This is a genomic window from Streptomyces sp. NBC_01283 (assembly GCF_041435335.1).
Taxonomy (GTDB): Bacteria; Actinomycetota; Actinomycetes; order Streptomycetales; family Streptomycetaceae; genus Streptomyces.
Genome location: NZ_CP108430.1, coordinates 177,244 through 197,793 on the forward strand (window position 1 = coordinate 177,244; position 20,550 = coordinate 197,793).

Below are 20,550 nucleotides of genomic sequence, written 5' to 3' on the forward strand. Positions count from 1 at the left end.
CGCGGCTCCCCGATCCGGTGGGAGTCACGGCGCGGCTTGGGAGAGGCTGCCGGAAGGGTCCCCGGCCGGGGCGGTGGGGGCCGGGGCGGTGGGGGCCGGGGCGGTGGGGGCCGGGACGGCGGTGGGGGGCGCCGCCGGCTCGGCTGCGCCGCCCAGGCGTGCGTACCGGTCCGGGTGGGCCCGGCGCAGCCAGGAGGCATGGGCGACGCCGAGGCCGCCGGCCACCAGCAGGAGCCACGGCAGGGCGGTGACGGCGGGTTCGGTGGTGCCGGTCAGCACGTCGAAGTTCGACACCACCAGAACCGCTGCGGTGATCAGCCCCAGGGCCCCCAGGGCGGGCGCGATGACCGTCGCCCAGCGTCCCTCACGCCGATTGCGGAAGTAGCCGATCACGGCCACCGAGGCCACGGCCTGCAGCAGGATGATGCCGAGGGTGCCAAGGCCCAGCATGCTGGTCGACATGTTCACGTACGGGTCGAGACCCGCGAGCGCGAACAAGGCGACCACCACGGCACTGATGAGGGACTGGACCAGACTGGCCCGGTGCACGGAGCCGTGCCCCGCGTGCGTGGAGTGGAGGGCGGAGGGCAGCAGCCCGTCGCGGCTGAGGGCGTACATGTACCGGTTGGCGGCGTTGTGCAGCGCCAGCCAGGCGGCGAACAGGCTGGTGCACAGCAGGACCTGCATGGTGACGGTGGCCGGATGGCCCAGGTAGCTGTCGCTGAGCAGGAAGAACAGGTCGCCGAGGTGTCCCTGGGCCTGGGCGGCCACCCGCTCGGGTCCCAGAGCGCCGACTGCGACCCAGCTGGTCAGGGCGTAGAACGAGGCGACCGTCAGCACGGCGATGACGGTGGCGCGGGGCACGCTGCGGTGCGGCGCCTTGGCCTCCTCGCCGTACAGGGCGGCCGATTCGAAGCCGAGGAACGAAGCGAAGCCGAACATCACGGAGACCCCGAGCCCGGGGGCGAACACCTCGTGCGGGACGAAGGAGGCGGAAGGCAGAGCCGCGCCGCCGTGACGGACCAGGACGGCGATGTCCAGTGCGACCAGGATGGCGATCTCGCACACCATGCAGATGGACAGCAGCCGGGCGCTGAGGTTGGCCTCGCGGTGGCCGAGCATGGCGACCAGGAGCAAGCCGAGTCCCGCCCACAGCTGCCAGGGCAGGTCGAGGCCGTGCGCCGCGGCCACGCTCTGGGTGAAGTAGGCGAAGGCGCCGAGCACCCCGACCGTGGCGGCGTTGTAGGCGAGGACCGCGAGCAGTCCCGACCCGGCCGCCGCCCGGCGGCCGAGGCCGTGCGCGATATGGGTGTAGAAGCCGCCCATGTGGCTGATCCGCCGTGCGATGGCGGCATATCCGGCGGAGAAGCACAGCAGGGTCAGGCCCGCGAAGAGGAACATGGCCGGCACACCGGGGCCGGTGCCGATGGCGAAGGCGAGCGGGACGGTGAACACCATCGCGGCCAGGGGGGCGGCCGCGGCGATGATGATGAACACGATCTTCGGAGTGGTCAGCGTGCGCTGAAAGCGTGCGCCCCCCTCGGGCAGAGGTGTGCTGGTCATGAAGGTCTCCAGATGAGGACAACGGCATGGAACCGAGCGGAGGATCACGCTCGTAGGAGGATCACGCGCGTATGAGGGCGAGTGGGCAGATCCATGGGCTTCAGCGCCGTATCGCCACGGCGAACGAGAGATCCGCCTCCGCGCGCGTCCACAGGGGCACCGATTCGCCGCGGTACGTCGCGATCAACGCGCCGTCGGACTGCTTGAGGTCGATCTGCCAGAACAGGAACTCCTCCAGCGTGTCGATGCCGTTCATCGCCTTGAAGGCGGCCTCCTTGGCGGCGAACAGGTCGCGCGCGGTGTAGGGCCCGATCGGGGCGAGCAGCAGACGCCGCTCCTGTTCCCGCAGGAGGAACGCGGCCATGCGCGGGGTGATGACCGCGGACTCGATGTCGACGCCGACGGCCTCGGCACCGGGGACCACCGCGGCGATCGCGAGCCGGTCGGTGTGGGAGATCGAACCGGCGAACCCCCGGGGGAAGAGTGGTCTGCCGTCTCGGGCCCGTGGCACCGTCCGCTGGAGCGATCCGGCTGCGGCCAGTGCCGCGGCGGCCGCACGACGTCCGGCCACGAACTGCTCGGCCGGTCCGTGGGGCGCCGGCACCGGAGACGTCTCCATTGACATCTCCGGTGCCACGCCCCGGGGCACGGCCGGCTCAACGGTCACCGTGTGGCCCTCAGTTGCGCAGCGCCACGACGTGGCCTGCCAGCGAGTCGATCGAACGCAACGCTTCCGGCCGGACGTCGTCGTCCCATTCAAAACCGAACGCGTCCTCCATCGCGACCAGCAGGGCGACCAGCGCGGTGGAGGGGACCCCCGCCTCGCGGAGCGACACGGCGTCGTGCACTCCGCTGACGAAGGAGGGGCCGCCGAACACGTCGACCAGCAGCTCGCGAATCCGCTGCCGTACCTCCACCGCCGTATCAGACATGCGCTTCCGCTTCGCCGATGAACTTCCGGACGAGCTCCTGGAAGCCCACCGGGTCGTCGAGGAAGGGCACATGGCCGGCCTTCGGCATGATCGCGCAGCGGCCGTTGGGGAACATGGCGGCCAGCTCGTGGCCCGCCGTCGGGCCCAGCAGGATGTCGTCGTCGCCGAGGGCGATCAGCGTGGGCGCCTGAATGCGGGTCAGCAACTCGGAACTGGCGTCGCCCTGCTGAGCGAGCGTCAGGCCGTTGTTGAGCTCCTCGGGCGTCGACATGGCCAGGAAACTCTCCCGCAGGCCGAGGAAGCCCGGAACGCCGTACTCCTCGATCATCTCCGTGCTGACGAACTCGGGGTACATGTGGGCGAACAGCACGGGGATGTCGTGGCTGTTCAGCGTCCGCAGCCAGGCCCGCTGGAGCATCCGGTGGCGCCGCATCTGCGGGCCGATGACGGGTCCGGCGAGCACGAGGCCCCGGACCCGGTCCGGGTAGGCCAGGGCCACGTCACGGGCGAGCTGGGTGGAGGCCGACGAGGCGAGCAGATACGTCGAGTCGATCTCCAGCGCGTCGAGCAGCCCGACCAGGTCGGCCGCGTGCTCCTCCCAGGTCGGTTCCTCCGGCATCCGTGTGGAGTGGCCGTGGTTGCAGAGGTCGTAGCTCACCACGCGGTGGTGCTTGGCGAGTTCGTCGGTGTAGTCCCGCCAGAACGGAGCGGTGAAGAAGAAGTTGTTGAGCGTCGTGATGGCAATGCCCTCACCTGTGGACTCGCAGTAGAGTTCCACGCCCTCCCTGGTGGGTATCGGTGCTGTGTCCTCGCGGTAACTCAGGTCGTGGTAGTAGTCGCCCTGCGCTGCGTCAGCCGACATGACTTTCCGCCCTCTCTTTGGTCTTGACGAATGCGGCCCCCGAAAGGACCTGTGCGAATGTGGCGACGACACCGGCCGCCGGGACTTCGCCGGAGATCGCGCCGCAGGATTGGCCGCAGTACAGCGCCATCTCTTCGATACGACCGCTGGTCGCCTCTGTGGGCACCGCCGAGCTGAAGCGCGGCACCAGGTACGGCTTGCCCTCGACCACCGTTTTGCCGATGAACTTCGTGGGCTGCTCCGGATCGGCGGTGACGCTCGTGGCGAGCACGCGGTGCCGTCGGCCCGGCCATCCGATCTCGTACACATCGGTGATCACGGTGTCGGCCTCGTCGGCACCGGTCACCGCCGACTTGAACCGGGCGTGGGCCCGCGATTCGTGGGCGACGACGAAGGCGGTGCCGAGCAGCACCCCGTCGGCGCCGGCGGCCAGGGCCCGTTCGGCCTCCTCGGGCGAGCCGATCCCGCCCGAGGCGACCAGGCAGGCGTCGGGCACCAGTGCGCGCAGCGTGCCCACCAGGTCGTCGCGTCGCGACGTGCCAAGGAGGTGACCGCCCGCCTCGGTTCCCTGGACCACCACCACCGCGCCCCGGGCGGCCGCGTGCATTCCGTCGTCGGCGGTCCCGATCTGGACCACCGTCTGCCGCCCCGCCGCGGCGACCCGGTCCAGGACCGCGTCGTCGGGCATTCCGAAGAAGGACAGGTGTACGCGCTGCGGTGTCTCCTCGAGCACCTGCGCCACCTGCCGGTCGAGCTCGGCCGGCCCGACCACCTCCGGGATCAGGTTCACGCCGACCGGCCGGTCGGTGCCCGTGACCAACCGGTCGAGCATGGCCGACAGCGCGCCGCCGGCCAGTTTGTAGCCGCCCACGCAGCCGGCCGCCCCGGCGTTGGACACCGCGCAGGCCAGTTCCGTGCCTGCGACGCCGCCCATGCCCGACTGCAGCAGGCTCACCTCCAGGCCGAGCACCCCGGCCGCGGTGGCACGCATCAATTCAGGCTCTCGACCACGGACGCCGCGGCGTCCGCGCCGCCGAACCGGTCCGTCAGGGCGTGCACCCAGCGCTCCAGGCCGAAGGCCAGGCAGCTCGTGTGCGCGGTGTCGTCGCCGGCCCTGATGCCGCACCGGTCACCGAAGAAGTTCCGGTGGTAGTTGACGGAGCCGATCGCCAGGCCGCCCACGACGAACTCCTCCTTCACCGGGAAGAGCCGCTGCATCTTGGCCTTGCCGCTGTTCTTGTCGAAGAACGGGTCGGTGGCGACCTCGATGCGAAGGTCGAGCCCGAGCTCGCTGCACAGGGCCACCACGGCTTCCTTCGCACGGATCAGATGGCTCTTGGCCGCCTCCTCCGGTCCGACACAGACGATCTCGCGCATGGAGAAGCCGAGCAGGCGCTGCAGGCCCTCGTAGTGGTCCTCGTTGCGAAAGCACGTGCCGACCGTGGTGCGCAGTACGCCGTCGGCGGGCAGTACGGACCCGGCCAGGTCTACGTAGATGGAGTAGCAGGAAGCCGAGGGAAGGGCGAAGGCGGTCGACTCCATCACCTCGGCCGGCATCCGCTCGACCGGTCGCGAGGTGGTGGCCAGCTCGCCGGCCAGGAGCCCGGGATCGAGCCGGGTCGCGGCGAGACCCAGATGCGGGAAGTTGTCGTAGTAGTCGAAGGTGTCGAGGTCCTGGCACCGCATCAGGAACGGGAACCGGAACTCGGGAGCCTGCCAGTCTGCGGCCAGGCGCAGGAACACCGCGTCGATGGCCCGCAGCAACCTGAGCTGGCTGCCGTCGAGAACTCCCAGGCCGTTGTCGGTTGTTGTCGTCAGCATGCCGCTTCCTTCATGAAGAATCGGGTTTCGAGTGCCTTGAGGGTGCGGAAGTCGTCGAGGTTCAGGTCCTCCGGGTCGATCGGTTCACCGGTCAGCTCTTCGAGCAGGAAGATGAACTCGACGAACGCGAGCGAGTCGATGGCGCGGCTGTCGATCAGGTCCAGGTCTTCGGTGAGCGGCCCGATCTTGGAGTTGCGGCCCTGGATGAATGCGCGGATGGCCTGCATCGGTTCCGACATCACGCGATCACTTCCCGTCCCACGCCGGCCTTGGTGAGGAACTTCCTGGTGCGCTTGAGTACCTGGTCGTGTGCCTCCACCCGGGCGGGGTGCTCCAGGGCCTTGCGCCGCAGGGCCAGCGCGTCCGGGATGCCCGCGTCGCGGTAGGCGGCCGGGTTGTAGAGGGTGCCGATGCTGTACTGCAGGTAGTTCTCGAGGTACTCGGCGACCAACGGCACCTCGTCCGGGTCCCGCTTGGCCACCTGGCCGAGGAGATGGGTGAAGATCATCCGGCCGAACGCGACGTGCCGGCTCTCGTCCTGGTGATGCACCCGGTTGATCTCGCGGGCGATGTGCGGCAGCGACTGATCCGTGGCCATGCTCGCGTTGAAGTAGTCGACGAGCTCCTCGAATATCAGGATCCGCGCGAACACGATCAGCTCACGGGCCACCGATGAGAGGTGCTCCACCGAGTCGGCCTTCAGCGTCGGCTGGGCCGGGTAGAGCTTTCCGCCGTAGCGCAGGCAGAACTGCGCGAAGAACCACATGTGCTCGTTCTCTTCACCGATGAAGTGGTGCAAGAACTCCGAGACGTCCGCGTACGTTCGCTCGTGGATACGCATCACGACTTCACTCATCAGTTCACGGATACCGTGAATATTGAGGCTGAAGAAATTGATCGCCTCGTACCGGGTGAGGGCGATCTGCTGTTCCCTGGTGAGTTCGTCCCACATCGGGGTACCGGCGAGCGTGGTCAGCCCCTCGGACATCCACGGCAGATCCGGCTCGATGGATTCAGGCCAGTCGAACATCGTGTACGGGTTGTAGTAGCCGGTTTCGGCGAGATTCTCCAAACGATCCAGGTCCAGTACGACCGGTTCTATCTCACGTACCGCCATTACACTCGTCCTCCCAAACTGAATGGCGCGGGAAATTGATGTCAGCGCAGCGAGCGGATGTCCGCGCGCACGTGCACCGGCATCCGCGATCCGCATTCGTGGGTTGCAAAGGGCGCGTTTCCGGACGCGGTGGACGGGATCACCTTGTTGTAGATCGAGCCGAGGCACAGCTCCTGGAAGGCCTTGGTGTCCGACGACAGGCGGGCGGCGAGTTGCGCCTTGGCGATGTCCACCGTCTTGAGCACACCGTCGTCGTCCTCGACCTCCACGCTGGCGTGCGGGAGGTCGAGCGCGCCGCCGAGGACACCGCAGAACCAGCCGCGTTTCGCCTCGGCCCGGTGGCCGGCCGCACGAAAGCGCTCGGCCAGCAGCAGGCTCGCCGCGATGCAGCTGGTCGATCCCAGCCTGTGCACCAGCTGGTAGTCGGCCTGCATGGCGACCGGGATCATCTGCCAGCGGTATCCGGCCTCGAGGTAGTCGCGGGTGAGGCGCCTCAGTTCGGTGGAGACCAGGGGGGTGCGCACGCCCGTCGTGGTGACGGTGGCCGTGTACTCGGCTGTTCCCTCGCTCACTCGCGTCGGCGCCACCACATCGGTGACGGCCCCTCCGAACCGGACGGCATCGGGTGCCTCGAAGTGCCAGGGCGCTGCTCCGCCGCACTCGGCGCAGTCCAACCGGACCTGGAAGTCCCATGACTTGGGGTGCAGCAGGTCCTCGACCGGGCGGCCCGCGAAGCGGAACAGCATCCGAAAGGCGAGCTCAGGCTGCGTGTTTGACCTACCGGAATACATTCCGAGGTTGTACAGATCGTTCACGTCGAAGTGCCGCACGCCCGACTGCACATCGAACGGCAGACCTGCGGCGACCAGCGTCTCGATATCACCCGGACCGCACCTCAGCATTTCCTGCGCCGCTGACTCCGGCCGGGTCTTGCTTGAGTACGCGGCAGGAACGAATTCGATGGAATCCGCTACTTCTTCCCAGGCGCGAGCATCTATTTTCACGGCTTGAGGTGACACAGACCGTCCTTTCAAGCAAATACCGAGCCGACTGCCCGGCGCCGACTGTCCCGAAGTTAGCAGTCGTGGATTGCGATGAGGAACGGTGTTTCCACATGGATGCTCGTGCATTTCCCATGGGTGGCCTGGAGGAATCAAGCCCCGGTCATTAACAATCTCCCGTGGCGGCGCGGAGCGAAGAACCCGCCCCCGCCCGGCGACGTGCGGTGACCCGTGGCCGGGCGGGCGCCCGCCGCGATCGGGCCGAAGTGCGGGGCGGTGCCGGGCTGTTCAGCGGCCGGCGGACGCGCGGCGACCGGGGCGGGCCGCGCCCAGCGGCGTGGATGAGCGGCGCGGCGCGGTGCGTCTGTCGGGCCTCGGCCCGCCTTTGCGGGCCCGGGCGGCCGTTGGCCGTGCTGCCCGGGCCCGCCCGGCGAGCGCCGCTCCGTACTGTGCTGTGCTGTGCTGTGCTGTGCTGTCAGTCCATTCCTCGCACGAGCTGGGGTTCGTCGTTGCTTTCGTCCTCCTCACCAGGCAGCAGCAGTGGGGGCGCGATCAGGGCGTCGTGGTGCAGCGTGTACACCTCTTGCTCGTCGATCACATCCATGCGGTCGCTCCTCTTCATAGGGTTCACGGTTCGCAGGTTCTGTCAGGGGAGGCGGACCACCTGGGCCGCGAGGCTGAGTTCGGCGCCGAAGCCGACCAGGAGGGCCAACTCGCCCGACAGCGCGGGAAACTCGGCCAGCAGCGTCGCGATGGCCATGGGGATCGATGCGATCGAGGCGCTGCCCGACAGGCAGGCGTCATGGGCCACCGTCACATCGCGCGCCAGCGACAGGAGGGTTGCCGCCTCCCGGCGTACGCGTCCGTCAGGATGACGGTGCGAGACGAGCGCGCGGATGTCCTGCGTGCGCAGCCCCGCACGCTTCACCGCCGCCCTTGCCACCTGAGCCGGCGTCGCGCCCTCACCCCAGGCGGGAGTGCAGATACCGGGCTCGTCGCCGGCCTCCAGGAGGACGGCTCCCCCGCCGGCGGCGCTGTGGAGTCCCGTGGTGCCGGCCGCCTCGGCGGTGCCCGTGTCGTGCGCGCGCTCGGCGCCGACGACAAGGACACGGTCGTAGGTGCTCGCCGATACCAGGCAGCGCCCCAGTTCCAGTGCCGAGCAAAACCCCCCGGAGGTGGCATCCACGTCAAGTGCGGCGCGCGGGGTGCCCTCGAGCCGGTCGGCGACGGCATGCGCCAGGTGCTGGCGCTGGTCGCGCTTGCTCAGCGAGGCAACGAGCACGCAGTCCACGTCGTCGGTGTCGACACCGACGCGGGCAGCCGCGTCGGCGGCCGCGCGGGCGCCCATGGATGCCAGGCTCTCCTCGGTGCCGGGCGGGGGCCCATCGGTGCCGGCCGCGGGCCGGCGTGCCTGATCGCCTTGGGCGGCGTAGGCACCGCTCAGGGCGGCGGGGACGATCGCACGGTGGGGGTGGTATCCGGCGACCGACCGGATCTGGGCATGGCGTGATCCCCATCCCACGAACATGTCTCCCCCTAGGGCATGCGAGGTCGTGAGCCGACTGTTGCGCGGCCGCTTCGCACGAGGACGCTGCTGACACGCGTCAGGAGTGCGAATCTAGGTTCGCCTCGTGCAGGGGAGCAAGGGTCGCGCACCGGTCTGCACTGCCCTGCGAGTCACCTTCGAGAGGATGTGGATGCAGACTTCAACGAAAATGAAGTCGCGCTGGGGCAGGAAGAGTGTCGTGCCTGGTGGGGCGTGGTGCCGCCACGGTGAGTACTCGTGGTGCATGGCCGGCCGTGGTGGTGGACCGGCCGGCCACGGCTGCGCTCAGCTGACCGGTGCGGGCGCCGTGCGGCCGTCGAGCAGTGCGTCCTGCGTGATGTCGGAGGACGCCTTGAGGATCGAGCGCTGCAGCCGTCGCACCGGAGCGCTGGGCTCGAGCCCGAGGTTGCGTACCAGAGTGCCGCGCAGCCGCTGGTAGACGTTCAGCGCGTCGCCGCCCCGGCCCGAGCGGTACAGCGCGAGCATGAACTGGCTGTGCAGGCTCTCGTGCATGCTGTGGCGCTCGACCAGGACGGTGAGCTCGGGGAGCAGTTCGCGGTAGCGTCCCAGGCAGAGGTCGGCCTCGATGCGCTGGTCGAGGGCGCACAGGCGGGCTTCTTCCAGCCTGCGCGTCTCCATGTCGAGGTGGCTTCCCGCGTTCACATCGGCCAGCGCGGGCCCCTGCCACAGGGCGAGCGCGTCGCGCAGGGTGCGTGCCGCGCCCGCGTAGTCCTCGTTGTCCATGGCCCGGTAGCCCTCGTTGCTCAGGCGCGCGAACTCGCTGTAGTCGCGGGTGCCGCCGCCGGTCTCAAGCCGGTAGCCGCCCGGCGAAGTGACCAGTAAGTCCTTGCCGGTGCGGCCCTCGGACCGAAGGCCGTCGACGCCGATGAGGGCCTCGCCGATGAGTTCACGCAGCTGAAGGATGTAGGTCTGCAGCGTGGCTCGCGAGCTGCGCGGCGGCTGCGCGCCCCACAGCTCCTCGGCCAGGGTGCGCGTGGGCACGGCCCGGCCGGCGTTGAGGGCCAGGAGAGCCAGGACCTGGCGCGGCTTGGGGGCTGTGGGAACTACCTGCATGCCGTTCAGTCGTACGGTAAAACCGCCGAGCACTTCAATGTCCATGTCCGTCTCCCGGTCCGCACAGAGCCTGCACGCGCTGCTTCCTGACGTGCCGCCGGGTGTGGGATCCGACGCAAGGCCCCCGAATACAAACAGCATAGTCGGTTTCTTAGTGGGTGCCAAGGGAGTCTGGAGCGGGGCGCGACGGCGGGAAGGCTGCACCTGGAGGGCCCATCCAGGAAGGCCCAGCTCACAGGGCACGAAAAAAACCGCCTGACTGGTACTTTCCGGGGGATGGTGCACCAGCCAGGCGGCGTACAGGTGGCGGAGGTGTCAGGAGCCCGCGAACTGCAGTGGAACGCTCGTCCCCGCGGGGGCCACCTGCGGCAGCACCAGGCGCCAGAACGTGGTGAGAGTGGGGTGCGCCAGCCACCGGGGGTCCCGCCGGCCGAGTTCCTCCAGGCCCGCGGTCACCGCGACCACGAGGCCGGCCACGTGGCCGGGCACCACCTCCGAGCGCAGCCCTCCGGCCCCCTGGGCATGCTCGAGCACCGAGGCGACCCAGCGCTGCCACAGATCGCAGACTCTTCCGCTGCTGCCCATTTCCACGGTATGGCCTCCCAGTTCGAAGCCGGCCCGCAGCACAGGGTCGGCCGCCAACTGTTCGACCACCTGGTAGCTGGCGTCCACCACCAGCCGTATGGGCCCTTCCGGCTGCTCGAATTTTTCGCAGCGCTCGACGATGACGCGCAGGCGGTCGGCGGCCGCTTCCTCCACCGCCAGGGCGAGCGCCGACTTGGTCGGGAAGTGGAAGTGCAGTGCCCCACTACTGACTCCCGCAAGCCGGCTGATCACCGTGAGTGAGGCCGTGCGGTACCCCTCCCGGCTGAAGACCTCAGCGGCAGCGGTGATCAGGGCCTTGCGAGTGCGTACAGCGCGTTCCTGTTTGGCCATCGAGGTGCTCCATCGCTCCAGGCGGCCGTCGCTCGCGAGATGACGCGGGCGACGGAGACGACACCCCCGTCATCGGCACACCCCAAAGGGGGAACCGACGCCCATGCGAAGAACACTAACAAACCGCACAGGCGGTTTGTACCGCCTGAGGGCTACGCGCTGTCTATTTGGCGCAAAGAAGCCGCACCTCAGAAGGGTGCGCCTCTCACTTGTACCACCTCGCCGAGAGCGACAGAGACCTCAGCGCGGATCACCGAACCATTGCCGCAGGACTCCCCCGAGATCCCCATCATCGGATACCCACAGCACATAGCCGTCAGGCCGGATCACCGCGGATTCTGTTATTCCGCTAGGGAGTTGGCCTGCGGCGCGGGCGGTGTGCAGGACATGCGCCCACCCTTGGGCGGGGCGGGGAGGCCGCAGGGCGCCGCTGCTGAGCAGCAGCACGGCACGGCCCCTGGCCAGCAGCCCCACGAGGTCTGCCTCTTGCTGTCCGGCCAGTGCGATATTTGGCAGAAACCGGCCCCGCCAGCCGGAGTCCCTCCGCGCCGTGTCGCCGTCGCCGTAACGGGTGTCCTGCGCGCTGAGCATGCCGCCGAGGTAGGCACCGACATCGGGCAACGGCAGCAGATCGGCCATCAGGGCGCGCAGGGGATCGAGTTGCGGGTCCGGGCGCATGAGAGCCAGCTGGGCTCGGGTGTTGTCGAGGACTCGCTGTCCCGACGGTCTGCGCTCCTGGTCGTAGGTGTCCAGCAGGTCCTTTCCTGCCGTGCCGCGCAGGGTGTGAGCGAGTTTCCACCCCAGGTTCAGGGCATCGAGCAGACCGGTGTTGAGCCCCTGGCCCCCGACGGGGAAGTGCACGTGCGCGCTGTCGCCGGCGAGGAAGACCCTGCCCTGGCGGTAGTTGCCGACCAGCCGGGAGAAGTCGTTGAACCGGGACAGGTGCGTAGGTTCGGCCAGAGGGACGGGGTGGCCGACGATCCGCGCGGCCTCCAGACTCAGTTCCTCGACGGTGAGCGGGCTGCCGCGGTCGGGGTGCGGGCCCCGGCAGTCCAGCGTCATCAGCCTGCCGTACCCGTGCGCGTCGAACCTGGCGGTGGTCCAGCCGCGCTCGGTGCGCTGCCAGCCCGGCGCCAGCGCCGCCGGGTCCATCAGACGCACCTGCCCCATCAGGGCGGAGACGGTCGCGGGATGGACTTTCGCGACGAACCCGCACAGGTCGCGCACCGTGCTGCGGGCGCCGTCCGCCCCGATGAGGTACTCGGCGCGCACCTGCCCAGGACCTTGCGGACTCTTCGTCGTCACCTCGACGCCGTCCGGGTCCTGGGCGATCCGCACGGCCTGGCTGTCACGCAGGACGGTGACACCGCGGCTTTGTGCGACAGCCTCGAACTGCCTTTCCAGATCAGCCTGGGGGCACTTGACCAGGATGGGAGGTTCGGTGGCCGGGGCGGTGATGCTCAGATGCGGCAGACCGGCGAAGTGAAACGGTTCGCGATCGTGGCCCGCACGCTGCGCGCGGCCCGCTTGGACCTGCATGAGGCCTCGGCGGGCCAGACTCTGCACAGTCCGGGCGTGCAGGGTTCCTGCCCTGGGCTCGTCGGTCGTCCGCGGCTTCGACTCGACGACACAGGCCTCGACGCCGTACGCCCCCAGTTCGGCGGCCAGCAACATGCCGACCGGGCCCCCTCCGACAATCACCACTTCGGCGTGCCGTGTCAGCACGTCCGCCCCCCTTTCGATGTCCCGGGCCCTGGCCCGGGCAGTCAGCTGAAGCGATGTGCGTGATCTGTGGCCCAGGCCCGGTACGTGGTGGCCGGGCGCCCCAGAAGTCTGGCAAGGGTGGGGTCCACACCTTGCTTGGCCCCATCACCCTGGCGGCGGGCGCTGTCCAGCAGGGCCCGCGCGATGGGCTGGGGGTAGTGCTGTGCCCAGGCGGTGTAGGCACGCTCCAAAGAGATCTCGACACAGCGCACGGGACGTGCCAGGACCTGGGCGAGGTGCTCGCACTGCTCGGCAGGCGAGATCGCTTGAGGGCCGGTGAGGGCGTACTCCTGCTGCTCGTGACCGGCAGTGGTGAGGGCGATGACGGCGGCTTCGGCGACGTCGCGGGGATCGACCGATGCGTTGCGGGACTGCGGCTGTGGCGTCGCGACGGTGTGGTGGGCGCGGACCGAGCGGGCCCAGGAGAGGGTGTTGGACATGAAGGAGCGAGGACGGAGCAGCGTCCAGGCAAGGCCGCTGGCACGGACCCGGTCCTCGTTCTCGCGCTGCCAGTTGGTGATCAGGTCGTCGGCCCGGTCGTCGGTGACCGCGAGCGCGGAGAGTTTCACCACGTGCTGAACGCCTGCCGTGCGGGCGGCCGCGAGCAGATGTGCGTCGTGGGCGGGCTCCAACGGGTTCGCAGTGACCGCGAACAGGGCCCGGGCGCCCTCCAGGGCGCGCTCCAGCGAGCTCTGGTCGGCGAAATCGGCGGTGACGACGTCGGCGGCGGGTACCACTGCGCGCAGCCGGGAGAGGGAGCGGCCCAGCAGTCTTGTGGGGTGATCGGCGCACAGAAGGCGCGCCACGTGGCCCCCTACGGTGCCCGTGGCACCCGTCACGACAATCACCGGGCGCTCTCCGGGTCCAGCAGTATGGGGATCTCGCGGAAACCGTTGGTGATGAAGGACGGCGTCGGATCGAGATCTTGGACCGCGCGCGCCAGGCGCATCCGGGGAAAGCGGGCGAACAACGCGGGCAGGGCCACCGCCGCCTCCAGCCTCGCGAGCGAGGCCCCGGGGCAGTGGTGCACGCCGTGCCCGAAGGCCAGGTGGTCGTGGCGGTTCGGGCGGTCGGCCTTGAACTCGTGTGCGTCCGGGCCGTGCTGCTGCGGATCGAGGCCGGCCGCGGCGAAGGAGATGAGCACCGGATCGCCCTGGCGGATGACGACGTGCTCCCCCAGGTCGATGTCCCGCACGGCGAACCTCAGCGGCACGTAGGCCGCGGGGCCACGTGCCCTGAGGGTCTCTTCGATCACGGCGTCCCACCCGGTGGCGCCGTTGCTGACCTGCTCCAGCTGCTCTGGATGGGACAAGAGTTCCACGATGGCGTTCCCCAGCAGGTTCACGGTCGTTTCGTGCCCCGCGCCGATCATCAGCAGCAGGGTGTCGACCAGCTCCTGCTCGGTCAGCCGTGCGCCGTCGGTCTCCCGGGTCCAGACGAGGGCGGACGCGAGGTCGTCGGCCGGCGCCAGGCGTTTGGCCGCCACGAGTTCGGCGAGCACCTGGTGCAGGCTCTCCTGGGCCGCACGGACCTCATCGGCCGTGGCAGAGGTGCGGAAGGACTCACTGAGCCCGTGCCTGAGCAGGGGGCGTTCGGCCTGCGAGACACCGAACAGTTCACAGATCACCTGGATCGGCAGCTCCAGTGCGAAGTGTGCGATGAGGTCCACGGGCTCGTCACCGGGGCGCTGCGCCAGGGACTTGAGGAGGGTGGTGGTGTACTGCACCACCTGCGGGCGCAGGGCCTCGCTGCGCCGGTGGGTGAAAGCCCCCGCGATGAGGCGACGCAGCCGGCTGTGTTCGCCGCCGTAGGCGGAGAGCATGTTCTTGGCCGTGACCCAGTGGTGGAGCGGCCAGGCGTCGTCGATGCGGCCCTCTTGCAGCGACGGCCAGTGCTGGAAGGCGTCCTTGGACACGGCCGGGTCGCTCAGCAGCCGCTTCGCGGTGTCGTGCCGCGTGATGGCCCAGGCCATGACCCCGCCGGGAAGCAGCACCCGGCAGGCGGGGCCGTCCCCTCGCAGCAGGGCCGCTTCGCCGGCGAGGTCGCTGCCCGTCAGGTCTATCGCATAAGGGCATACAGAAGTGGCCATGTGGTGCACTCCGTCCTGGGGGGGTGACGTCTGCTGGGTACGTGGCTGTACGTTCCGGCATGCGGCGGGGCTTCACATACTCGTGGGCCGCACCTTGCGGTGCGGCCCACGTTCAGCCCTGGCCTACGAGAAAGGGCCGGTCGCCCCGCGGGTCTGGCGCCTCCCGCTGTGGCTCTGGTGTCTCCCGCAGGAGCTGATCGACCAGTGCCTGGACTTTGGCCCCTCGGTCGGCGGTGACGTCCAGTTGGACCAGCGCACTGGGCACGGCGGCACCTGCCATCAAAACGCGGTACAGCACGGCGATGCGGTCGCACAGGTCCTGCCGGTCGGTCATGGCCTGGGACATCAGCTGAACACCGGCGAACGCCCCGACGAACACCCCGGCCAGCTCTTTGGTGTCCACGTGCGGCTGCAGCTCGCCTGCCAGCCGGGCCTGTTCGAGGAGGCCTTCGCTCTCGCGCGTCCACGCCTCGAAGGGGATCTTGCGGTCCAGGTTGTCGTTGCCCGACCTCTCCAGGGCCAGCCGCACACTGCCCCGCAGCAGAGGGTCGACGCCCATCTGGTAGGCGAGCAGCATGCCTCGGTCGACCGCCTCCTGCAGTTTCAGGCGCTGGGACGGGACCGGGGGGACAACCTGGGCGTTCGCCTGGAGGACGCCTTGCGCGAGCTGCTCCTTGGACGCGAAGTGGAAGTAGAGGGCACCTTTGGTCACCCCCGACCGTGTGAGGATCTCTGACACGGTGGCCGCTTCATAGCCGACCTCGTCGAAGACCTGGGCGGCAGCCGCGAGAATCGCCTGCCGCGTTCTGACCGCGCGCTCCTGCTGGGCCATGCGACTCACCTCCAGGAACTGGCTGGGCAGAGCCCCTTGCTCCATCCCAAAAAAACCGGCAAGCCCGTATTCTATCACTCGCCCTCTGGCGCGCCCAGGTGTGCACGGGCTTCTCCGGGCCGGAAATGTGCCCCAGTTGCCCTGAAACGGGTTCAGAGCTCTGGTTTCTCGCGGTTTATTCGAACGCACAGTTGTCGAGAACCGCTTGAACAAAACCGGTGGGTACGTATCTTAGTGGTTCCAGCGCCATCTGCCCTGCCGGCCCCACCCTTCGAACAGCCGCCATGGAGACGCCATGACTGTGCTCGCCCACCAGACAGAGGCAGCAATACCGGCCCCCCGGCCCGCCGCCGGGGTCCTTTCCCCCCAACTCACCACCACCGTGCCACGCGAGTACGTACACCGCGCCTGCCTGGCCGAGGTGTTCCTCACCGGATGCCGCCAGGTGGACGGCACGCGGTTCGCTCTCACCGGCCAATGGCCCCGCGCCCACACGTTCTTCACCAGCACGGACGGACTCCGCCACGACCCGCTGCAGGCGGCCGAAACGATCCGCCAGGTCGGGATGTTCCTCGCTCACTCGGAGTGGGACGTTCCGCTCAGTCATCACTTCCTGCTCCACGACATGCAGTACGCGACCCATCCCGACCACCTCCTGATCAAGGACTATCCGAGCAACCTCGACCTGGAGGCCGACTGCACGGATCTGGTGTGGAAGGGCAACCGTCTCGCGCAGTTCGCCATGCACGTCACGATCACGCGCGAAGGACAGCCGACCGCGCACGGCAGCGGGCACTTCACCTGCATCGCACCCGCTACCTACCGTCGGCTGCGCGGTGAACAGAGTGCGGCCACGCCGTCCACCGTCCGGCCGCCCCTCCTCGCACCCCATCTCGTGGGCCGGATGTTCTCCCGCGATGTGGTCCTCTCCGAGGCCGACCGCCCCCAACGCTGGCTGCTGAGCACCGACGCCCGCCACCCGGTCCTCTTCGACCACATCGGCGACCACGTCCCCGGCATGGTCCTCATCGAAGCAGCACGCCAGGCTGCGTTCGCCCTGCTGTCCCCCCGCGCCTTCGCCGCCTGCGGGGCAACCACTGTCTTTCACCGGTACGTGGAATACGACGCCCCCTGCTGGATCGACGCCGAGGCTGTACCCGGCGCCGACGACGGGACGGCCCGCGTCGCCGTCACCGGATGGCAGAACGACAAACCGGTCTTCCGCACAGAACTCTCCGGCCAACTCGCCCCGGCCTGACCAGGGGAGCCTCCCCGCCCCAACCAGCACCCCAACCAGCACCCAGACCAACACCCCAACACCCAGCCTCGACACCCGGCCTCGACCCGACGACAGAACGACCCACACCACCAAGCACCAAGCACCGACCGGGCACCGGGCAGCAGCCGGGCAGCGGGCAGCGGGCAGCGGCCGGGCATGTCGGCGGACAAGTGAACGCGGCCCTGGCAGGATTTTCGTGAAGTGGGAGTGTGCCACCGTGCGCCGGTGACACTCCGTCACGGGTAGCGGCGTCGGAGTCCGGCCATGAGGACGACACGGTGACGCAGGAGTGGAACTCCGGCATGGCCGGCCATGATCCTCTTCTGGAGTTCAGGCCGGTGATCCGGCCTTCGTTGACGCCGGAGTTGAACGGGTGGTGATTCCCTCAACGACTGCGTGTCGGTCCTCGCCGATGGCTCTGGCCAGGCTGGCCAGGGTGGGAGAGGGCAGGCCGCGAGGTGTTCGAGCCAGTCCGGCAGCGGGCCGGCGTCGCGGGCGGCGAGCATCGCCGCGAACTGCCGCACCAGGTCATGGGTTCGGTCCAGCTCGGGGCAGTTCTGAAGCAGCCGCCGGAGTGCTTCGGTGGCGTGCAGGCCGCGTCGGGACGGTGTGGAGTATCTCGAACAAGCCCAGCACGCTCGCGTGAGTGCGGCGCAGTCTCCCCCAGGCCTGCGTCACCTCAGGACATCCACGCGGAGGCTGCCCCAGTTTCGTGAGCGTGAGCTTGGTCAGGTTCCCGATCTCTTCAGGAGCTCGCGCTACCTCGGCCGCGTCGGCGGTGCACACCACCCCAGGGCTCGGGAGGTGACCCGGGTCGCTAAGAGCAGCGACAGCGACTGGACGGCCGACGCATTGCTGCGCGTCTTCCGGGGAGACCGAGTCCACGGCCGAGCCCCCTTTAGGCCAGGAATGTGCCGTTCTGGTCCTTGTCCAGCTCCAGGTCCGATGACACATCTCGTGGCCGATGGGCTCATCCGCGTCGCTCCGTGGAGGTGTAGTTCACCGCTTCACGAGAAGGACGGCGACAGACGGACGACTCAGGAGGCGGACGGCTCGATCTCCCCAGCAAAGACGATGACCTGGTCAATGAGGTTCAGCCGCAGATGGACGACGTCCGTTCCCGCCAGACGGGGGCCTCCATCCGGCATGGTGAAGACCCACTGGTACCGGGCCCACTCGTCAGGCATGTCCACCGCTGAGCAGCGCACCATCGTGCCGGTCCCCGCTGGGTGGCGCCGGATGTCCAGCACGAACCGCTCGACCGCCGCGATTCCTTCGCTGCGACCCAACGGCCCCCAGAAGACCACATCTGAGGTCAGGGCCTGGGAGAGCAGGGCAGTCACATAACTGTCGTCCGAGGCGTTAAACGCGGAGATGAACGTGTCGATCGCGGAGCATGCCGTCTCTTCCTGCATACCCCAGTAATACCAGCCGTTGCGCGGGCGCTCGTCCCGCGAGCCGCCTTCCGATCACGGTGGGGACGCCACCTCATAAGCTCCCTGATCACTCAAGGGCGAGATCAGCCACGAGACCGCCCTCGTCTGGCCCACGGACATCGACCGGCTCGACTACCTCCGCCAGAGCCTGGACCGCCTTCCCACCCGCACGGGAAAGCCCGCCCACCGTGAGCGGCGCATGGCCGGCTCTGCCGTGCCCGGCCCCACCGCCCAAGCATCCCGGGCACCGGGCACCTTCCGGCGCCGTGTGTTCTGGCTGCTGCCCCACGACCGCGACAGCCAGCCCGAAGGCCTCTATGCCATCGCAGCCCCTGGGCGAAGCAGTGGATCCCCCTCCCCTCACGCCGTGCGTCAAGGAGTACCAGACCCACGTGCTCGAAGGGCGGCCCGCCGTCCACGGCGCTGAAGGAAAGGGGGATAACGCTCCCGCTGTGACGGCCCTCCTGCACGAGAGGCGTCAGTCCTCGTGCAGGAGCGATACCGCGCTGACGGGGCAGGCCCGTGCGGCTTCCCTCGCCATCGGAGGCACGTCGGCCGCCGTGTCCTGGCCGGCAAGCACCACACTGAACCCGTCGTCGTCCTGCGTGAACACCGCCGGCGCCGTCAGGGCACACATGCCCGCCCCCACGCAGCGGTCCAGATCGACCTCGATCCTCATCTTGTTCACCACCCCACCGGCAGCTCGAGCAGACCCTCAACCCTCAAGGCCGCGGGCCTGGAACGGATCTCCTTGGCCCGGCCGGCAAGCCGCAGCCCGGGAAGCCGTTCGAACAGACGCCCAAGCGCGATCTCGAGTTGAACGCGCGCGAGATCCTGACCCGGGCACGGACGGGCGCCGAAGCCAAAAGCCAGGTGCCGGCCTACGAAACCGTCCCGGTCGAGCGGGGCGGGCTGCGCGAAACCCGAGCCGTCCCGGTCGATGACCGCCGTCATGAAGAGGACGCCCTCGCCGGCCCGGATCGTGTGGCCCGCCACCTCAATATCCTCGACAGCGACCCGCAGCAGCCCGTCCGGCACCGGCCGATGCCCAAGGAGTTCCCCCACCACAGCGTCCATGGTTGTTTCCCCTGCCCGCACAGCCGCCAACTGCTCGGGATGACGCAGCAGCGTGAAGACCCCGCGCGAGATCATGCCGGCCGTCGTCTCGTGGCCCGCCCACAGCATCCCCGCCAGCGCGGTCAGTTCCTCCCGGCTCAACGGGCCACTCGGAGTGTCAGGGCGCATCAGATCACCGAGCAGCCCCTCGCCCGCCACGCGCCGCCTGTGGCCGGTCAACTCGCCCAGGTACTTCTCCAGTTCCGCACGGGCAAGGGCGGCCTCCTGCACGCTCTGGCCGCTCAGCAGCCGTTCGGTGCGTTCTTCGAAGAACTCGTGATCAATCTCCGGCACGCCCAGCACCGTGCAGATCACCCTCGACGACACGGGCAGCGCGAAGGTGGACGCCAACTCCGCCGGCGGGCCCTGCCGCTCCATGGAATCCAGCAACTGATCCACGATCCGCAGGATCCGCGGCCGCATCAACGCGGCCCGCCGCGCTGTGAAGAGCGGGCTCAGCAGCCGACACCGAGCCTCGCACTCCGCGCCCTCGACGCAGACCAGCGGCACTCCCCGCGCCCCGGCCGCGGCGAACTGCCCACCGGGCGCCGCAAATCCAGGCCATGTGCGCTCGCAGGACAGCCGTGCGTCGGTGAGCAGTTCACGGGCCAGCCCAGGCCCGGTGACGGCCCACACCGGCCTGCCGTCATGCCACGTCACCCGGCCCAGCGGTGAAAAGCCACGCAGCCGAGCGTGGCCCGCAGGCACCTGGCGGGGGCAACCGCGCCCCTGCGGGAGGAAGAACTGCGTGTCCTGCGGGTCCGCCGGATGGGGATCCCGAACGCTCAACTCGTCCATGATGCACCTCATGCGCCCAACAGCCTCGCAATCCCTCAACAACGGCGACCAAGCCACGGGTTCCAGGTTCTTCGGCACCCGCCGATGCGCCAACGCGCGGCACACCCACCCCGGGACACCGAAAAGACCGGCAACTCCGCACGGTCACAGGGCCGCGACCGCAACCCACAACCGACTATGACGCCACAACGCCCACACCGCACACCCCACCAACACCCCCCTGCAGCAGGCATCCAGCACACATCCAGCAAGCCTCCAGCACACGTCCAGCAAACCCCACACGCCCCACAGGCCGACTCCGCACCGGCACACACCCCAGCACGCCACGCGGTGCCAGCGACCCGCAAGACCGCCGCCCCGCCAAGGACGCGAAGGCCCCCCACC

The 20,550-nt window shown here is 69.1% G+C and carries 22 protein-coding genes; 2 read left to right on the top strand and 20 right to left on the bottom strand.

What is annotated here, in order from left to right; translation table 11 throughout:
- Positions 1-24: 24 nt before the first annotated feature.
- The 17 genes from OG302_RS00550 to OG302_RS00630 all read right to left on the bottom strand — a co-directional run bounded on the left by OG302_RS00550 (position 25) and on the right by OG302_RS00630 (position 15,537).
- Positions 25-1,563: an APC family permease gene (locus tag OG302_RS00550; protein WP_371524721.1), complete on the bottom strand. Its 1,539-nt coding sequence runs from the start codon at positions 1,561-1,563 to the stop codon at positions 25-27.
- Between the two features lie 100 nt (positions 1,564-1,663).
- Positions 1,664-2,182 (bottom strand): 4'-phosphopantetheinyl transferase superfamily protein, encoded by a 519-nt coding sequence (locus tag OG302_RS00555; RefSeq protein ID WP_371524723.1) that lies wholly within the window; start codon positions 2,180-2,182, stop codon positions 1,664-1,666.
- Positions 2,183-2,240: 58 nt separating this feature from the next.
- A complete protein-coding gene (locus OG302_RS00560) occupies positions 2,241-2,495 on the bottom strand; it encodes a hypothetical protein (protein ID WP_371524725.1) in 255 nt (84 codons plus the stop codon).
- On the bottom strand, positions 2,488-3,357 hold the full coding sequence (locus OG302_RS00565; protein ID WP_371524727.1) for an alpha/beta fold hydrolase: 870 nt from the start codon (positions 3,355-3,357) through the stop codon (positions 2,488-2,490). The genes OG302_RS00560 and OG302_RS00565 overlap by 8 nt, the downstream gene beginning before the upstream one ends.
- Complete coding sequence (locus OG302_RS00570) at positions 3,347-4,348, bottom strand: NAD(P)H-dependent flavin oxidoreductase (RefSeq protein WP_371524729.1); 1,002 nt, start codon at positions 4,346-4,348, stop codon at positions 3,347-3,349. The genes OG302_RS00565 and OG302_RS00570 overlap by 11 nt, the downstream gene beginning before the upstream one ends.
- Positions 4,348-5,178: a hypothetical protein gene (locus tag OG302_RS00575; RefSeq protein WP_371524731.1), complete on the bottom strand. Its 831-nt coding sequence runs from the start codon at positions 5,176-5,178 to the stop codon at positions 4,348-4,350. Before OG302_RS00575 ends, OG302_RS00570 begins: the two co-directional genes overlap by 1 nt.
- Complete coding sequence (locus tag OG302_RS00580; protein ID WP_371524733.1) at positions 5,172-5,417, bottom strand: phosphopantetheine-binding protein; 246 nt, start codon at positions 5,415-5,417, stop codon at positions 5,172-5,174. Before OG302_RS00580 ends, OG302_RS00575 begins: the two co-directional genes overlap by 7 nt.
- The gene (locus OG302_RS00585; RefSeq protein WP_371524735.1) at positions 5,417-6,295 is read right to left on the bottom strand and encodes a diiron oxygenase; all 879 of its coding nucleotides are present in this window, start codon (positions 6,293-6,295) and stop codon (positions 5,417-5,419) included. Before OG302_RS00585 ends, OG302_RS00580 begins: the two co-directional genes overlap by 1 nt.
- A 41-nt stretch (positions 6,296-6,336) precedes the next feature.
- Positions 6,337-7,299, bottom strand: coding sequence for a hypothetical protein (locus OG302_RS00590; RefSeq protein WP_371524737.1), 963 nt, complete (start codon positions 7,297-7,299; stop codon positions 6,337-6,339).
- 472 nt (positions 7,300-7,771) lie between these two features.
- Positions 7,772-7,900, bottom strand: a complete 129-nt coding sequence (locus OG302_RS00595) for a hypothetical protein (protein WP_371524738.1) — start codon at positions 7,898-7,900, stop codon at positions 7,772-7,774.
- Between the two features lie 42 nt (positions 7,901-7,942).
- Positions 7,943-8,824 (bottom strand): 3-oxoacyl-[acyl-carrier-protein] synthase III C-terminal domain-containing protein, encoded by an 882-nt coding sequence (locus tag OG302_RS00600; protein ID WP_371524740.1) that lies wholly within the window; start codon positions 8,822-8,824, stop codon positions 7,943-7,945.
- 303 nt (positions 8,825-9,127) lie between these two features.
- Positions 9,128-9,961 carry a BTAD domain-containing putative transcriptional regulator gene (locus OG302_RS00605; protein ID WP_371524742.1) on the bottom strand — a complete coding sequence of 278 codons (834 nt, stop codon included), beginning with the start codon at positions 9,959-9,961 and terminating at the stop codon, positions 9,128-9,130.
- Positions 9,962-10,231: 270 nt separating this feature from the next.
- On the bottom strand, positions 10,232-10,852 hold the full coding sequence (locus OG302_RS00610; RefSeq protein WP_371524744.1) for a ScbR family autoregulator-binding transcription factor: 621 nt from the start codon (positions 10,850-10,852) through the stop codon (positions 10,232-10,234).
- Between the two features lie 240 nt (positions 10,853-11,092).
- A complete protein-coding gene (locus OG302_RS00615; RefSeq protein ID WP_371524746.1) occupies positions 11,093-12,577 on the bottom strand; it encodes an FAD-dependent monooxygenase in 1,485 nt (494 codons plus the stop codon).
- A gap of 41 nt (positions 12,578-12,618) precedes the next feature.
- Positions 12,619-13,464 (bottom strand): NAD(P)H-binding protein, encoded by an 846-nt coding sequence (locus tag OG302_RS00620; RefSeq protein ID WP_371524748.1) that lies wholly within the window; start codon positions 13,462-13,464, stop codon positions 12,619-12,621.
- Positions 13,461-14,705, bottom strand: a complete 1,245-nt coding sequence (locus OG302_RS00625) for a cytochrome P450 (RefSeq protein WP_371524750.1) — start codon at positions 14,703-14,705, stop codon at positions 13,461-13,463. The genes OG302_RS00620 and OG302_RS00625 overlap by 4 nt, the downstream gene beginning before the upstream one ends.
- 112 nt (positions 14,706-14,817) lie before the next feature.
- Positions 14,818-15,537 (bottom strand): ScbR family autoregulator-binding transcription factor, encoded by a 720-nt coding sequence (locus OG302_RS00630; RefSeq protein ID WP_371524753.1) that lies wholly within the window; start codon positions 15,535-15,537, stop codon positions 14,818-14,820.
- Between the two features lie 295 nt (positions 15,538-15,832).
- Between OG302_RS00630 and OG302_RS00635 the strand changes: the two genes are divergently transcribed.
- A complete protein-coding gene (locus OG302_RS00635; protein ID WP_371524755.1) occupies positions 15,833-16,795 on the top strand; it encodes a ScbA/BarX family gamma-butyrolactone biosynthesis protein in 963 nt (320 codons plus the stop codon).
- 1,058 nt (positions 16,796-17,853) lie between these two features.
- Here OG302_RS00635 and OG302_RS00640 read toward each other — a convergent pair.
- Entirely contained in the window at positions 17,854-18,231 is a 378-nt protein-coding gene (locus tag OG302_RS00640; protein WP_371524757.1) for a nuclear transport factor 2 family protein, read from the bottom strand.
- Positions 18,232-18,370: 139 nt separating this feature from the next.
- Between OG302_RS00640 and OG302_RS00645 the strand changes: the two genes are divergently transcribed.
- On the top strand, positions 18,371-18,679 hold the full coding sequence (locus tag OG302_RS00645; protein ID WP_371749982.1) for a DUF6009 family protein: 309 nt from the start codon (positions 18,371-18,373) through the stop codon (positions 18,677-18,679).
- A 51-nt stretch (positions 18,680-18,730) separates the two neighbouring features.
- Here OG302_RS00645 and OG302_RS00650 read toward each other — a convergent pair whose 3' ends face one another.
- Positions 18,731-18,931 (bottom strand): ferredoxin, encoded by a 201-nt coding sequence (locus OG302_RS00650; RefSeq protein ID WP_371524759.1) that lies wholly within the window; start codon positions 18,929-18,931, stop codon positions 18,731-18,733.
- Between the two features lie 5 nt (positions 18,932-18,936).
- Positions 18,937-20,166, bottom strand: a complete 1,230-nt coding sequence (locus tag OG302_RS00655) for a cytochrome P450 (RefSeq protein WP_371524761.1) — start codon at positions 20,164-20,166, stop codon at positions 18,937-18,939.
- Positions 20,167-20,550: the final 384 nt, after the last annotated feature.

Coding starts and splice junctions, on each gene's coding strand:
- OG302_RS00595 (WP_371524738.1), bottom strand. CDS start 7,900: ATGGATGTGATCGACGAGCAAGAGGTGTACACGCTGCACCACGACGCC.
- OG302_RS00630 (WP_371524753.1), bottom strand. CDS start 15,537: ATGGCCCAGCAGGAGCGCGCGGTCAGAACGCGGCAGGCGATTCTCGCG.
- OG302_RS00650 (WP_371524759.1), bottom strand. CDS start 18,931: ATGAGGATCGAGGTCGATCTGGACCGCTGCGTGGGGGCGGGCATGTGT.
- OG302_RS00560 (WP_371524725.1), bottom strand. CDS start 2,495: ATGTCTGATACGGCGGTGGAGGTACGGCAGCGGATTCGCGAGCTGCTG.
- OG302_RS00555 (WP_371524723.1), bottom strand. CDS start 2,182: ATGGAGACGTCTCCGGTGCCGGCGCCCCACGGACCGGCCGAGCAGTTC.
- OG302_RS00550 (WP_371524721.1), bottom strand. CDS start 1,563: ATGACCAGCACACCTCTGCCCGAGGGGGGCGCACGCTTTCAGCGCACG.
- OG302_RS00625 (WP_371524750.1), bottom strand. CDS start 14,705: ATGGCCACTTCTGTATGCCCTTATGCGATAGACCTGACGGGCAGCGAC.
- OG302_RS00575 (WP_371524731.1), bottom strand. CDS start 5,178: ATGCTGACGACAACAACCGACAACGGCCTGGGAGTTCTCGACGGCAGC.
- OG302_RS00585 (WP_371524735.1), bottom strand. CDS start 6,295: ATGGCGGTACGTGAGATAGAACCGGTCGTACTGGACCTGGATCGTTTG.
- OG302_RS00580 (WP_371524733.1), bottom strand. CDS start 5,417: ATGTCGGAACCGATGCAGGCCATCCGCGCATTCATCCAGGGCCGCAAC.
- OG302_RS00635 (WP_371524755.1), top strand. CDS start 15,833: ATGACTGTGCTCGCCCACCAGACAGAGGCAGCAATACCGGCCCCCCGG.
- OG302_RS00610 (WP_371524744.1), bottom strand. CDS start 10,852: ATGGCCAAACAGGAACGCGCTGTACGCACTCGCAAGGCCCTGATCACC.
- OG302_RS00605 (WP_371524742.1), bottom strand. CDS start 9,961: ATGGACATTGAAGTGCTCGGCGGTTTTACCGTACGACTGAACGGCATG.
- OG302_RS00600 (WP_371524740.1), bottom strand. CDS start 8,824: ATGTTCGTGGGATGGGGATCACGCCATGCCCAGATCCGGTCGGTCGCC.
- OG302_RS00640 (WP_371524757.1), bottom strand. CDS start 18,231: ATGCAGGAAGAGACGGCATGCTCCGCGATCGACACGTTCATCTCCGCG.
- OG302_RS00565 (WP_371524727.1), bottom strand. CDS start 3,357: ATGTCGGCTGACGCAGCGCAGGGCGACTACTACCACGACCTGAGTTAC.
- OG302_RS00655 (WP_371524761.1), bottom strand. CDS start 20,166: ATGGACGAGTTGAGCGTTCGGGATCCCCATCCGGCGGACCCGCAGGAC.
- OG302_RS00570 (WP_371524729.1), bottom strand. CDS start 4,348: ATGCGTGCCACCGCGGCCGGGGTGCTCGGCCTGGAGGTGAGCCTGCTG.